Origin of the sequence: Virgibacillus sp. 7505, assembly GCF_002272135.1 — a bacterium.
In the GTDB taxonomy this organism is placed as follows: Bacteria; Bacillota; Bacilli; order Bacillales; family Amphibacillaceae; genus Terribacillus.
On sequence record NZ_NPBF01000032.1, the window covers coordinates 75,515 to 88,649 of the forward strand.

Annotated in this window: 16 protein-coding genes; 2 read left to right on the forward strand and 14 right to left on the reverse strand. The window is 43.8% G+C overall.

Annotation, left to right across the window (positions count from 1 at the left end; translation table 11 throughout):
• Positions 1 to 4: 4 nt before the first annotated feature.
• The 7 genes from gvpO to CHH91_RS14780 all read right to left on the reverse strand — a co-directional run bounded on the left by gvpO (position 5) and on the right by CHH91_RS14780 (position 4,753).
• A complete protein-coding gene (gvpO, locus tag CHH91_RS14750; protein ID WP_095224213.1) occupies positions 5 to 277 on the reverse strand; it encodes a gas vesicle protein GvpO in 273 nt (90 codons plus the stop codon).
• Positions 278 to 334: 57 nt separating this feature from the next.
• Positions 335 to 598: a gas vesicle protein GvpJ gene (gene gvpJ, locus CHH91_RS14755; RefSeq protein ID WP_095224214.1), complete on the reverse strand. Its 264-nt coding sequence runs from the start codon at positions 596 to 598 to the stop codon at positions 335 to 337.
• A 15-nt stretch (positions 599 to 613) separates the two neighbouring features.
• Complete coding sequence (locus tag CHH91_RS14760) at positions 614 to 970, reverse strand: hypothetical protein (protein WP_095224215.1); 357 nt, start codon at positions 968 to 970, stop codon at positions 614 to 616.
• A 341-nt stretch (positions 971 to 1,311) separates the two neighbouring features.
• The gene (locus CHH91_RS14765; protein WP_095224216.1) at positions 1,312 to 2,088 is read right to left on the reverse strand and encodes a helix-turn-helix domain-containing protein; all 777 of its coding nucleotides are present in this window, start codon (positions 2,086 to 2,088) and stop codon (positions 1,312 to 1,314) included.
• A 19-nt stretch (positions 2,089 to 2,107) separates the two neighbouring features.
• A complete protein-coding gene (locus CHH91_RS14770; protein ID WP_095224217.1) occupies positions 2,108 to 2,683 on the reverse strand; it encodes a LysE family translocator in 576 nt (191 codons plus the stop codon).
• Between the two features lie 415 nt (positions 2,684 to 3,098).
• Positions 3,099 to 4,556, reverse strand: a complete 1,458-nt coding sequence (locus CHH91_RS14775) for a sodium:solute symporter family protein (RefSeq protein ID WP_095224218.1) — start codon at positions 4,554 to 4,556, stop codon at positions 3,099 to 3,101.
• Complete coding sequence (locus tag CHH91_RS14780; protein ID WP_095224264.1) at positions 4,553 to 4,753, reverse strand: DUF3311 domain-containing protein; 201 nt, start codon at positions 4,751 to 4,753, stop codon at positions 4,553 to 4,555. Before CHH91_RS14780 ends, CHH91_RS14775 begins: the two co-directional genes overlap by 4 nt.
• A gap of 438 nt (positions 4,754 to 5,191) precedes the next feature.
• Between CHH91_RS14780 and CHH91_RS21275 the strand changes: the two genes are divergently transcribed.
• Positions 5,192 to 5,317 carry a hypothetical protein gene (locus tag CHH91_RS21275; protein WP_286160798.1) on the forward strand — a complete coding sequence of 42 codons (126 nt, stop codon included), beginning with the start codon at positions 5,192 to 5,194 and terminating at the stop codon, positions 5,315 to 5,317.
• 47 nt (positions 5,318 to 5,364) lie between these two features.
• Here CHH91_RS21275 and CHH91_RS14790 read toward each other — a convergent pair whose 3' ends face one another.
• The 5 genes from CHH91_RS14790 to gnd form a co-directional block, all read right to left on the reverse strand.
• On the reverse strand, positions 5,365 to 5,718 hold the full coding sequence (locus CHH91_RS14790) for a hypothetical protein (RefSeq protein WP_095224220.1): 354 nt from the start codon (positions 5,716 to 5,718) through the stop codon (positions 5,365 to 5,367).
• 101 nt (positions 5,719 to 5,819) lie between these two features.
• Positions 5,820 to 5,954, reverse strand: coding sequence for a hypothetical protein (locus CHH91_RS21280; protein ID WP_286160799.1), 135 nt, complete (start codon positions 5,952 to 5,954; stop codon positions 5,820 to 5,822).
• A gap of 108 nt (positions 5,955 to 6,062) precedes the next feature.
• Positions 6,063 to 7,385: a GntT/GntP/DsdX family permease gene (locus tag CHH91_RS14795; RefSeq protein WP_095224221.1), complete on the reverse strand. Its 1,323-nt coding sequence runs from the start codon at positions 7,383 to 7,385 to the stop codon at positions 6,063 to 6,065.
• A gap of 60 nt (positions 7,386 to 7,445) precedes the next feature.
• Entirely contained in the window at positions 7,446 to 8,972 is a 1,527-nt protein-coding gene (gene gntK / locus CHH91_RS14800; RefSeq protein WP_095224265.1) for a gluconokinase, read from the reverse strand.
• 35 nt (positions 8,973 to 9,007) lie between these two features.
• A complete protein-coding gene (gene gnd, locus CHH91_RS14805; RefSeq protein ID WP_095224222.1) occupies positions 9,008 to 9,904 on the reverse strand; it encodes a phosphogluconate dehydrogenase (NAD(+)-dependent, decarboxylating) in 897 nt (298 codons plus the stop codon).
• Positions 9,905 to 10,038: 134 nt separating this feature from the next.
• Here gnd and CHH91_RS14810 point away from each other — a divergent pair, with 134 nt between their 5' ends.
• Positions 10,039 to 10,884 (forward strand): MurR/RpiR family transcriptional regulator, encoded by an 846-nt coding sequence (locus CHH91_RS14810; protein WP_095224223.1) that lies wholly within the window; start codon positions 10,039 to 10,041, stop codon positions 10,882 to 10,884.
• 19 nt (positions 10,885 to 10,903) lie between these two features.
• Here the strand turns inward: CHH91_RS14810 and CHH91_RS14815 are convergent, their stop codons facing one another.
• Entirely contained in the window at positions 10,904 to 11,617 is a 714-nt protein-coding gene (locus CHH91_RS14815) for a GntR family transcriptional regulator (RefSeq protein WP_095224224.1), read from the reverse strand.
• 102 nt (positions 11,618 to 11,719) lie between these two features.
• Positions 11,720 to 13,135, reverse strand: coding sequence for a glycoside hydrolase family 1 protein (locus tag CHH91_RS14820; RefSeq protein WP_095224225.1), 1,416 nt, complete (start codon positions 13,133 to 13,135; stop codon positions 11,720 to 11,722).

A 13,135-nucleotide genomic window follows, 5' to 3' on the forward strand; every position in this document is an offset into this window, starting at 1 on the left:
TTTATTAATGATCTACTGCACTTCTGTAACGTGTGCTTTGTCTTGAATAAGATTCAATTTCTGCATCTTTATTAAGAGTGACGCTATACACACCAAGCATTTCGTCTTTTGCATACTTCTTCATATAATCCCTTTCTTCAAATACTTCTATCGTGACAGTCCATCCGTCTGCACTATCTTCACCCTGTCTCGGTTCCACTGCTGTGATTTTATGGGGCGGCGCGATATATTCTTCAAAGAAGCTGCTAACTTTTTTCATGATTTCTGTAATGCTCATATTCCCCCCCCTTTAACTAAATTGTGAAAGAGGAAACAGGCCTAAAGCCTGCTCTCCTCATACACTGAATAAGGAATTGCCTCGTTCATTCTTTTGTTCCGGTAATCCTTCATTTTGTACTTCGTCACGCAATAGCCCGACTGCTTCCGCATATCGCAGCCAAGTATCCACACTTGCGATTACGACTCTGGCCTCGATTGTTAGAATTTCAATTCCTACTACAGAGACCCGGACAAACGCGTCAATTACAATCCCTTTATCTAGAATGCGGTCAATTACATCTGCCAAACCGGAACTATCTGTACTTTTTTGAACTGCCATGTTAAACACTCCTTCTTATTTTTTCTTCACGTCGCTCAACTTTTTCGCTGCTGCCGGCCCTTTTACATCCCGGTAGCTTTTTATATCTTCAATATGTTTGATATTAGAAACAGACTTGACTTGCGGGCCATGGTTATCAGATCCGCGGTCACCCTCCACCTTGTCCTTCATCTGCTTTGCAGTATCCTGGAGTTCACCTTTCCAATCCAGTAATTTCGTCCTCAGCTTATCGGCCGATTGCTGAGCCTTTTCGTGTACATCAGTACTTTTGTTTTTCTTGATGTCTTCTAGTTTCGAAGCGGCAGTTTCCGCTTTTTCTCCTACCTTATTCGATAGAGAGGCTTCCATTTGATCCTTTGCTATCTGCCCCATTTTTTTCTTAAGGTTTTTCTTCTTTTCCTCGGGAATAGCTTTTTTTAGAACACCGGTTACCAGCCGCGTTGCTGCCTTAGCTGTTTTTGTTTTGTAAGCTTTAACGATTGCTCACCTCCTGTGCACATAGAAGCTACATTCCCAGAAGTAATCACTTTTATAGCAAAAAAATTGTGAATGAAGATATTGGCATCATTGGTAACAAAAAATCAGAAAACCGCGCTATCTGATGCGATAGCGCGGTTGCAACGTTTCTTGCACTTAATAATATTGTTAATCACTGTTTCCTTGTAAAGATGTTCATTTTTTAGTTGACTTCCTTATTTCCGATAAGTGGAATCTTACCTTATATTCGCCACATAATCATGCGCAGTTATTCCATAGACACTTTTGAAATGCTTATTCAAATGAGTCAGATCAACAAACCCACAAGCCGCAACTGCTTCATATATATCTTTGTTTTTCTCTATGATTTGCTTCGCATGCTGGACTTTGCTATTTAGGAAATACTGATACGGCGAAATGCCCGTATGCATGTTAAACAATCTAATAAATTTGTATTTCGAAATTTGTAATTCGTGACTTATTTCATCCAGTTTTAGTACACCTTGAAGGTTGCTGTGAATCATTTCCTTCGCCTTCAGAATTAATGCATTATCCTTTTTACTGGTAGTATTTAATTCCGTTTTTGTGAGTCTATCTGCTAGAGAAACAGCTAGTTCATTACTTAGGACTTCTTCGGTTTCATTTAATATTGCCTGACCAAGTCTCAGGATCTTTTTTTCGAGTCCAGCATCATATACGATTGGCTCTGCAAAACGAATCAATTCCTTTTGCCCTGTAATTTCCTGCAGCAACTCAGGCTCCAAGTACAGCATCACATACTCAAGACCAGTCTCATCGTGTGCCATACCATCATGTGTCTGTTCCGGATTAAATAACATCACGCCATTCGGATAAGACAATTGCTTGTGGCCATCCAAATTATATTGTTGTATACCTCGTAAGGTAACACCCATTGCATACTCCCTATGCGCATGTTTCTTATATGTGAATTCCTTCATGCTCGCCGACAAGACAGTGATCCCAGCCGACTTCTTATAGATGAACTTTTCCATTTTCTTCACCTCTGGTTATCTAAATCCATATCATGCAGGCTGCATAGAGTAAAAACACTGCCATGAGTATATTTACCACTTTGGTATGTTTCTGGAGGAATCTCTTAAAAATAGTACCGAAAAGGACCCATCCAATGAAAGCCAAGAAACCAATTATCGTTATAACAGCAACAAAGATCAGTATCACTGCATTTTCTGTATAGTTTTTCATAACGAAACTGGGAATGACAGTCAGTGTAAAGATAATCACCTTCGGATTCAAAAACTGCATGAAGAAACCGGATAGAAAAGTGCCGTTCAGTTGACCGCTCTTTTTCGAGCTGTCTGACTTATATATTTGATATGCAAGGTATAACATGTAAAGACTTCCGATTACTTGCAGGAAAACGAGTATTTTCGGTAAAACAGTTACAAGTACTGCATTCAGTATAGCAGATAGAAATAACAGAAGACTAAATGCGAGAGTCGCTCCGTACGTATAGCGCATTGCTCTTTTAGTACCAAATTGATTCACAGTTGATAAGATAACAATATTCGTAGGTCCAGGTGTAAATGTAACGATAAAGCAGTAAATCAGAAAAGAAGTGATATTCATGCTGACTCTCCTTTTTCAATGGTCTAACATGAATATAAACCGAAGCAACTGCTGTTATATAGTACATTATTGCAAATTATAAGTGTCTAATTACGAACAATGCCCCTAAGCACCGCTTCGGCAGAACACTCCGCTTTCCACGGGCACGGCCTCAGCCTCCTCGTGGAAATACACCACTGCGGGGTCTTCGACTCGCGCTGTTCCCGTAGGACAAGGAAAGCTACGACAGCTTCTCTTCGCACGAAGAAAATTGATTCGTATTTTCGAGGAGTCTCCGTATTCTGCCTACGCTAGTATAGATTATAGTAAAACAAAAAACCTGAACTTACGCAGATCTTGTTTTAAGATTTACGCACTTGTTCAGGTTTTCATCTGGCTAAAACATTTTTGTTCCAGCCTCCCTAGGACTTCAACCTTACACAGATTTCAATTTATTTTTCTGTGTAGCCAAACTCACTAATACCATCACTATACAGTTAACTATCAATGCAATAATCCCCGTATTCACATCATTCCATGATTGCGGAAGAGATGGGATTAAATCGACTAATGTTGTTTGACTTGTTGTGATATAAGCGACAACAGCTAGTCCGGAAATGATTCCCGCTGCTGCCCCATACTTATTGATGAAGCTGCGCTTCCACAAGCTGCAGAATAGGGACGGAGCGAGTTGCGTCATCAGGCTGTAGCCCATCAATATGATATTCGATAACGTTGCTCCTCCATGCAGTGTGAAATAGACTGCCAGCAAGGAAACAATCGGAACAAACAATCTAGCCAACTTTCCTATTGTCTTGTCACTTGTCTTAGGTGCAAACACCTGATAGATATTTTTTGCAAGTAGAGTGGCTGTATTCATGACCAGCAAGGAACCTGGTACCAACGCTGTCAGCAATCCCGCGCCGCCGATGATACCGATCACCCACGGGTCGAAGGTCTCAATCGATAGTCGCAATAGGGAAAGATCCACATCTTCCCCTTCCAATCCAGGCACAGCCAGAATCGCTGCTGTTCCGACGAAAAAGACGAATAAGAGCATAAGTGTATAAAGCGGGCTTATTATCGCGTTTTTACGGAAGACCTTCTCGCTTTTCGCTGTATATGTGGAACTGAACACTTGCGGCCACATATAGAACCCAAGCACGAGCAGCAAAACAGTTGAGATGACCCATGTCATACTATAGCCTTCATCCGGGAACTTGAGAAATTCAGGGTTAGCCGCGTGAACTGCCTCGAACATAGGCTGGAAGCCGCCATAATAATGAAGCGGCAGATAGATACCGAGGAAGCAAATGACGATTACCATGACAATATCCTTGATTGCAGCTGTCCATGCTGAACCATGCACGCCCGATAGCATCACATAAATCGTTAAGCTGATAGCGCCGATCCATACAGCAGTTTGCATAGAAATAGCCCCATATGATGCTTGCGAAACGATGATTCCCAACCCCTTGAGCTGCACAACAATGACAGGAATCATACCAATCACCCCGACTAGTGCAACAAGTACACCTAGATACGGACTGTTAAACTTGCTGACGAAGAAATCAGATTGTGACACAAGTCTATGTTCCTTCGCGTATCGCCATATGACCGGCAAAAGCCAATAAGACATAATATATGACAAACCAATATACATAAGTACATATAAAGCAGGTGCGCCTTTCCCATATGCCCAGCCGCTTCCACCCAGGAAGGAGAATGTTGTATAAATTTCCCCTGCCATCAGCAGGAAGACAAAAATGCCGCTGAATCCTCGGCCTCCGACTGTCCATTGCTCCAGGTCCATATCCTTTCCTTTTGTGGATCTGATTCCCAGGAAGACTGCCAAAAGCAAAAATCCCGATATAATTATAAGTGCAATATTCATTTTTTCTCATCCTCTTTATTCCGTGGATCTAGTTTGTACATGATTGCCAAGATAACCGATGTAAGAACAGTCCATAGAACCACCCAAAACATCACGAACGGCATGCCAAGTACAAAAGGTTCCACTCTATTTGCGAATGGGAGGAATCCCAGCATCCCGATGAAGGGAATGACAGTGAGAAAATATAAACGTTTCATTTTTGATTTCACCATCCAAGTTTGTTTTGCATTGCTTTCTCTCAAAAAGCACATGATGATATCATAATCCTTCTTCTCTTGATAAGCAAAATTAATTTAGCATTTAGAAAAGAAGCTGGAACATAGATAAGACTATAGTTCTTAAAACGAAGGTTTTATGGAATTTAGGCAGAATACAAAAGAAATCTTTCAATTAGCGGGATCATTGGTTATACCCCCTACATGGACGATCGTGATAATGAAGGCATGGTAGGTGAGTACACCTTAGAACTTTAAAGCATTTAGGTTACTGAACACTTATTATGTAGAATGCTTACTGATTTTTTAGAAGCTATTTCTTTGCACTATGTTAAAGGAACACTTTATTTGTACAAAAAAAAAGAGCCAATTGGCTCTTAACTATTACTTGTTTTTAAAAGCTTTCGCAAAAGATTGGTTATGGTACCGACAACTAACGAAAAGACAGCAGCTGATAATATTACTCCTATGACCGCTAAAACAGTAACTGGTGCCATTAGGTTGATCGTAAGAATAAAAGCTGCTAAGACAAAGGATATGATGTAATCACGCTTTTTAAATCCTTTAAACATAGTTATCTCCCTTTTTGTTTGTTACCTTTGGTAGAAGTTCTTTGTTACTTTTCCTGGCTTAGAAACTGTGACTGTATGCCTGATATATAATTCTTGAATAACTAAACCTATACCTTTAGCTTGAAAACCAAATTGGAAGTTACCCTTAGCTCTTGCGTAGTATGAAGTTCCAGATTTTTCATGGAAGCCACCCCAGTCGGTTACTGTCCATGCTGACAATGTACCACGTTTGTAATAATAATCAAGCCCGCCACCATAGCTGGCACTACTACCAGTATACTTAAATTTAGATGAAACTGACACAGTAAATAATTTTAATCCTACCCATGAATAGTAAGACTTGGTCGCTGAAGCAGTCTTAGTCTTAGTTGCCATTATGGAGAATTCTCCATCTGTTTCAACTAGAGAGGAACCAGCTTGGGCATCCTCAATACCAACCAAACCATTTTTGTATACAGTAATTTCTCTGTTACCAGCTACCGTTGATTCAAGGATTGAGCATCAGCAATTTCTTCTTCTGTAGCATTAGCAGCTTCTTGAACAGCTACTGTTGCTTGTGAAGAATCATTAAGTGCTTGTAATTCTTCACCGCTAATCGTGTTTCCATACAAAAACCCGAACTCACGCAAATCTTTTTTTAAAAGATTCTCGTCGTAGTTCGGGTTCTGTCTAGCTGAAACTCTCCTGCTTCAGCCTCTTCAAAAACTAGATTCATTGCATCAAACGAATATATCCATAATCAATACGCCGCCGAATGCTACAAATGACAGTATCGTTTCGAGAACGGTCCATGTTCGGAATGTCTCTTTGACGGTAAGTCCGAGGTACTCCTTGACCATCCAGAAACCGGCATCATTCACGTGGGAGAACATGAGGGAACCGGCTCCGGTAGCGATGACGAGTAGCTCTAGATTGACACCTGACATGTGCGCGATGATCGGAGATACAATACCTGCTGCTGTTGTCAGCGCAACTGTTGCGGATCCTGTTGCAATTCGGATCAAGCCGGCAACGATGAAGGCGAGCACGATTGGAGAAAGAGATAGATGCTCTGACATTTGCGCAATTGTATCGCCAACTCCACTGTCGATGAGCACCTGCTTGAACCCTCCGCCAGCACCAATAATCAAGATGATGGAACCAACCGGCAGGATGCACTCCTCCGTCATTCTCTTCAAACGATCCTTATTCATACCTTGACGGAAACCAAGGAAGTAGTAAGCTGCAAATACTGCAATCAATAACGCTACTAACGGACTTCCGATAAAGACAAGCAGTTTCTCCGCTAGACTAGGAAGCGGCAGATATGGCCCAATTGCTGACAATATCATCAATATGACTGGCAGCAGGATAACAAAGAAGCTGATACCTGTGCCTGGCTTGCTTTCAGGCTGTGTCACTTTAATGAGATTAGGCTCTCCTACTGGAATAACCCGTTTATGCACCCACTTGGCAAATACCGGTCCGCCCAGGATACCTGCAGGGATAGCGATAATAAGGGAGTACAATAATACCATTCCAAGATCTGCCTCGAAAATGCTGATAGCTGCCAGTGCACCTGGATGCGGCGGCACAAGTCCGTGCACAATGGATAGACCGGCTATGACAGGCAAAGCGATCAGCAAAATATTCTGCTTCGTTGTCTTATAGATACTGATAACAAGCGGGAGTACGATCAGAATACCCACCTCAAAAAATACCGGAATTCCGATGATGAAACCGGCAATAAACATAGCCCACGGTAACCTTTTCGGCCCAAACATCTTTACGAAGAAGTCTGCCACCTGATTACCGGCACCCGAATCCGCCATCATCTTACCAAGGATCGTACCGAGCGCAAGGATACCGACTAGATGCCCAAGGACACCGCCGACACCTGTCTCATAAGCTCCGACAATCTGATCAAATGACAAACCTGCGGTAATGGCAAGGAAGAGACTGGCCACGGTCAAGCTGATAAACGCATGCCATTTGAAAACCGTGACACCGATGATAACGATCACGATTGATAATAAGGTCATGAGTAAAAGATAGATTTCCATCCCTCGATTTCCCCTCTCTCTATTTAAGCGCTTTCAAACCTATAGGCGGAAGCTGCTGCTTTAGCGCAGCATCCTCCGCTGGAAATCAGCGATTCGTTCATATTCTGTTTGGAAGCTTCTGGACAACTGAATATATATACTCATTAGTTCCTGATACACTTCTACACAATCCGGATCTGGAGTATGATGATACGTTCTGCCAATCATATCGTCTACCACATCAAAGGAATCGATATCCCCTAAGCTGTACAAACCGAGAATAGCTGCTCCTAAGCAGGAGCTTTCATAGCTTTCCGGTATATGCACTTCCTGATCGAATATATCCGCCATCATCTGTCTCCACATTTCAGATCGTGCAAATCCACCTGTTGCTTGGATTCGTTTCGGCTTACCGGTTAGTTCCGTTAAAGCAAGCAGCACAGAGTACAGATTGAAAAGCACACCTTCCAGCACCGCCCGGATCATATGCTCCTTTTTATGATGCAGACCAAGTCCGAAGAAAGAACCGCGGGCATTGGCATCCCAAAGTGGTGCCCGCTCCCCGGCAAGGTATGGATGAAATAGCAAACCGTCTGATCCTGGATTTACCGTTGAAGCGATTTTTGTCAGCACTTGATATGGATCGATACCAAGTCTAGCTGCCGTTTCTGTCTCAGCAGCTCCGAGTTCATCCCGTACCCAGCGTAGCACGACGCCTCCGTTATTCACGGGACCACCGATAACCCAATGATTCTCCGTCAAGGCATAACAGAATATACGGCCCTTCGGATCAGTTGTCGGTTTGTCCGTTACAGCTCGGATCGCGCCGCTGGTTCCGATTGTTACGGCTACTACACCTTCTTCGACGGCGCCGACACCAAGATTCGAAAGGACACCATCACTTGCACCGATGATAAATGGTGTTTGCCGCAGCACACCAAGTTTTTCTGCCATTTGCTCGGTGAGACCAACGAATTGGTACGTCGTCGAAACAGGCTCAGATAGTTTATCTTCCGTAACCCCAGCTACCTGCAATGCTTCCTTATCCCAAGCAAGCTCTTCCAGGTTGAACATCCCGGTTGCAGATGCGATGGAATAATCGACCTTATAACTGCCGAACAGTTTGAAAAAGACATACTCCTTAATAGAGATGAACTTAGCCGCTTGTTCAAAAGTGGCTGGATGTTCTTCTTTAAGCCAGCGCAATTTCGATAGAGGAGCCATCGGATGAATCGGTGTGCCTGTGCGTAAGTAGATGCTATGGCTATCCGTCTCTTCTTTGATTTTTTCCGTCCATTTCGTCGCGCGGTTATCAGCCCATGTGATACATGCTGTGAGCGGTTTATCATTTGCATCAACTGCTATCACACTGTGCATGGCGGAACTGAAGGAAATACAGCGGATTGCCGCTTTATCTACGCCGCTTACCTGAATCGTATCCCGGATTGCCGTTACAACAGCTTGGTAGATGACTTCCGGATCTTGTTCTGCTGTTTCAGCTGTAGGCGAATGCAAAGGATATTCAATGCCTTCCTTTGCAATTACCTCACCTTCGGTTGTGAACAGGACTGCCTTCGTACTTGTTGTGCCCATGTCCACACCGATCATATAGGAAGCTGCCAACGTCTTCCCCTCCCTTTTCTTTAGCGTTTCACCACTGCATGTCCACCGAATTCATTTCGCAGTGCTGCTACTACTTTTCCAGAGAAGGTATCTTCGTCCAAGGAACGGTAACGCATCATAAGTGACATTGCGATGACTGGAGTTGCAGCTTGCAATTCAAGCGCCGTCTCAACCGTCCATTTTCCTTCACCGGAAGAATGCATCACGCCGCGAATCGCATCAAGTTTTGGATCCTTGCTGAAAGCAGATTCCACAAGTTCCATCAGCCAAGAACGGACAACGGAGCCGTTGTTCCACATCTTCGCAACTTTCTCATAATCGAAGTCGTAATCACTTTTTTCTAACACTTCGAAGCCTTCTGCAATTGCCTGCATCATGCCATACTCGATTCCGTTATGGACCATCTTCAGGAAGTGACCGCTGCCGCTTTTACCAGCGTAGTGATAGCCATTTTCCACGCTGATCGCTTGGAAGATAGGTTCAATCGTCTTGAACACCTCTGCATCGCCGCCAATCATTGTGCATACGCCGTTACGAGCACCGTCTGTTCCGCCGCTTGTACCAACGTCGAAGAAGTGTACGCCTAGTGCAGCGAAAATTTTGGATCGTTCCACGGATTGCTTATAGTTAGAGTTACCGCCATCCATCAGGATGTCTCCCTCGGATAGGTAGCCTTTTAATTCCTCCAGCACTTTATCAGTGATTTCACCAGCCGGTACCATCGACCAGACAATTTTAGGGCTTGGCAGCTGTTCTACCAATTCTTTTAAAGAACTTGCAGCTGATCCCTTGGATTCAGCGAATTTAGCACGTGCTTCTTCACTTACATCAAAAGCTGTAACATCGAAGTTATTATCCAATAAGTTCAAACCAAGATTGAATCCCATTTTTCCAAGACCGATTAATCCAATATGCATGATAAGTTAGCTCCTTCAAAATAATTTTCAATTTATGATACCATAATACGAAAATAATTTTCATATAGCAAGCGCTTTCAGTTAATTTGTGCTATACTGCTTGTAACAAATAGGACGAAAGGCAGCTGATTTTCTTGGCACAACAAGGTTTAACGGGGATTCGTTCCCACTATCCAAGACTGAGTGAAAAAGAGAAAAAAATTGCAGATTTCATTTTGGAACACCCGGAAAGTATTGTTCACCAGACTATCAGCCAAGTAGCAGATCAGCTCGAAGTAGCGGATGCTACTGTTTCCCGTTTCTGTAAACGAATCGGCTACAAAGGCTTCCAAGCACTGAAAATTGCTTTAGCACCAGAAATCATTTCTCCCAATAAGATGCTGCACGAAGACGTAAACGATACGGATGAGGCAAAAATGGTTGCGGAAAAGATTTTTCATTCCAATATCCGAACCCTGGAAAATACATTGCAGGTGCTGGACAAGGCGGAGCTGGAGCAGGCTGTCTTATTGCTCCTAGAGGCAAGAAGAGTGGAGTTCTATGGTTTTGGCGGATCGAATATGGTCGCAATGGATGCGTATCATAAGTTTGTCCGCTCTGGTGTGCCGGCCTTCGCTTTTCCTGATGCCCACTTGCAGCTCATGTCTGCTTCCCAACTGACCGACCAGGATGTTGCTTTTATCTTTTCTCATTCAGGTGCCAGCAAGGATGCCTATCAGCTGCTGCAGACCGTCAAGAAAACAGGCGCCAGAACGATCGCCATCACTGGCTTCCCCAAGTCCCCTATCGGCCAGCAGGTGGACGTTGCCTTGCATACTAGCTCAGAGGAAACCGATTATCGTTCCGAAGCGCTTGCGTCGCGGATTGCACAACTGAGTATCATCGATGCTCTTTATGTAACAGTCATCATGCGTCAGAAAGAAAAGGCACAAACCTCCGTTGAAAAAGTTCGTAACGCTATCGCCGCAACAAAAATGTGACCCGCCAGAAGCTGACGGGTCACTTTCCATTGAGATTTACTGTTGTAATTTCGAACTTGTCAAACCGATGTCTTGCAAAGGAATATTCGAAGGCAATACCGGTATTGAGATAAGCGACCTGCTCTATCACAAGTACCGGTTCATTTTCGGATAATCCCAGTTCCTTCATGTCTTGTGCTGTTGCTTGCTCCGCTCTGATCCGGCGGCGTGATCCTGCAATTTTCAAGCCTAATTCTTTTTCCATGTATGCATATACCGAGTTATGCAGGACTGTCGGGGTGATACCTGGTATGAGCGGCGTCGGCATATACGTTTCTTCTATAACATGAGGATTATCATCGACACAGCGTACACGGATATGATGATATACAGGCGTATCTTCCGAAATGGCCAAGTATGATGCCACTTCAGCTGTAGGAGCAATCATGTCAAACAACAAAAGCTTTGAGGTAACTTGCTTCTCCTTCATTAAACTGGTAAAGCCGAGCGTTTCATTCGTTCCCACATGAATGTAATCCGATTGGAAGGAAGACTGCACAATGAATGTTCCATGTCCGCGCTTTCGGAAAACGATTCCCTCTGATGCAAGTACATCAAGCGCGCGTTTAACTGTCATCCTGCTGCAGGAAAATTCTTCGACAAGGCTATGTTCATCTGGTAACGGCTGGTCTAGAGGGTAGAATCCTGATTCGATACGATGTCTGATTTCTTCTGATATCACTTGATATTTCATAGTGTTCCTCCTCTGCTGCCGATCTGTTTGTTGTTAGCTTATCAAAATACTGGAATTGCAGCAATCTGCCAATGAAAATGACGGCCATATTGGCCGCCACTATCAGAAACCGTTTCGCTGTACGACTTGTTTCATCCATTCGCCGCTTTTCTTGATGGTGCGTTCCCCGTCTTTCTCCAGGTTAACCGACACAAAGCCATAGCGATTTTTATATGCATTCGTCCACGACCAATTATCCATGAACGTCCACAGATGATATCCCTTTACATTTGCTCCTTCATTCAAAGCCTTGTGCACCCAGCGTAAATGATCCTTGATGAAATCGATTCGGTAGTCATCTTGAATGATTCCATCACTGTCGCGGAACTTCTCTTCCCCTTCAACTCCCATACCATTTTCAGAAATGAAACAAGGGATGTTCCCATAATTATCTCGCAGGTTGACAAGTATATCGTAGATTCCTTTTTCGTAGATCTCCCAGCCTCGATGCACATTCATCTTCCGGCCAGGCATCTCATAGGAATCGAAGAATCTGTCAGGCATGAACGGTGCATCTGGGTGGACACTATTTTCCTTTGCCTTCACACGTCGCGGCTGGTAATAGTTCACTCCAAGCAAATCAACTGTATTCTCCCCGATGACTTGCAGATCCTCTTGCGTGTAATCTGGCAAATAGCCTTCCTGTCGGAGTATGTCTACCAGTTCCTCTGGAAATTCACCTTTAACGGATGGATCCAGGAAGGAGCGGTTAAAGAACGCATCGGCTATACGTGAAGCTTTCAAATCTGCCGGATTGCTGCTTCGCGGATAGGATGGAGTAAGATTCAGAATGATGCCAATCTCCCCATCCTGTGCTTGTTCCCGGTACGCCTGAATGGCAAGGGAACTTGAGAGCTGCGTATGATAACCCACTTGCACAGCTCGCCTGAAATCTACGACATTCGGATAGTGGAAGTCATACAGATAACCACCTTCTACCGGCACGATCGGCTCGTTATGCGTGAACCACTTTTTCACTTTATCGCCGAACAAACGGAAGCATACAGACGCATAATCTCTGTAAGCCTCGACGACTTCTCTGCTTTCCCAGCCGCCTTTTTCCTGCAGTACCATCGGCATATCGAAATGGAACAAATTCACGAATGGCTCAATATCGTTATCCAGCAGTTCATCGATTACATTCTGATAAAACGCTGCTGCTTTTTCATTGACTGCTCCTGTCCCCTCCGGTATCAGCCTTGACCAGGAAATGGAGAATCGAAAAGAGTTATGGCCAACCTGTTTCATTAAAGCGATGTCTTCTTTGTAACGGTAGTAGAATCCGGATGTATCGGCAGGGCCGATACCATTATGAAAACGATTCGGCTCCTGCTCATACCAATAATCCCAAATATTCGGCGTCTTCCCGTCAACATCCGCAGCACCTTCCATCTGAGGTGCCGATGAGGAGGAACCCCACCAAAAGTCCTCGGGGAATAGATAGTTTGCTTGGTCTTTCTTCTGTTCTGTCACTTCCAT

What these genes read in the sequence shown, in the direction of transcription:
- gvpO (WP_095224213.1), bottom strand. Translation starts at nt 277, where the DNA reads ATGAGCATTACAGAAATCATGAAAAAAGTTAGCAGCTTCTTTGAAGAA.
- gvpJ (WP_095224214.1), bottom strand. Translation starts at nt 598, where the DNA reads ATGGCAGTTCAAAAAAGTACAGATAGTTCCGGTTTGGCAGATGTAATT.
- CHH91_RS14760 (WP_095224215.1), bottom strand. Translation starts at nt 970, where the DNA reads ATGGGGCAGATAGCAAAGGATCAAATGGAAGCCTCTCTATCGAATAAG.
- CHH91_RS14765 (WP_095224216.1), bottom strand. Translation starts at nt 2,088, where the DNA reads ATGGAAAAGTTCATCTATAAGAAGTCGGCTGGGATCACTGTCTTGTCG.
- CHH91_RS14770 (WP_095224217.1), bottom strand. Translation starts at nt 2,683, where the DNA reads ATGAATATCACTTCTTTTCTGATTTACTGCTTTATCGTTACATTTACA.
- CHH91_RS14775 (WP_095224218.1), bottom strand. Translation starts at nt 4,556, where the DNA reads ATGAATATTGCACTTATAATTATATCGGGATTTTTGCTTTTGGCAGTC.
- CHH91_RS14780 (WP_095224264.1), bottom strand. Translation starts at nt 4,753, where the DNA reads ATGAAACGTTTATATTTTCTCACTGTCATTCCCTTCATCGGGATGCTG.
- CHH91_RS21275 (WP_286160798.1), top strand. Translation starts at nt 5,192, where the DNA reads ATGGTACCGACAACTAACGAAAAGACAGCAGCTGATAATATTACTCCT.
- CHH91_RS14790 (WP_095224220.1), bottom strand. Translation starts at nt 5,718, where the DNA reads ATGGCAACTAAGACTAAGACTGCTTCAGCGACCAAGTCTTACTATTCA.
- CHH91_RS14795 (WP_095224221.1), bottom strand. Translation starts at nt 7,385, where the DNA reads ATGGAAATCTATCTTTTACTCATGACCTTATTATCAATCGTGATCGTT.
- gntK (WP_095224265.1), bottom strand. Translation starts at nt 8,972, where the DNA reads ATGATCGGTGTGGACATGGGCACAACAAGTACGAAGGCAGTCCTGTTC.
- gnd (WP_095224222.1), bottom strand. Translation starts at nt 9,904, where the DNA reads ATGCATATTGGATTAATCGGTCTTGGAAAAATGGGATTCAATCTTGGT.
- CHH91_RS14815 (WP_095224224.1), bottom strand. Translation starts at nt 11,617, where the DNA reads ATGAAATATCAAGTGATATCAGAAGAAATCAGACATCGTATCGAATCA.
- CHH91_RS14820 (WP_095224225.1), bottom strand. Translation starts at nt 13,135, where the DNA reads ATGGAAGTGACAGAACAGAAGAAAGACCAAGCAAACTATCTATTCCCC.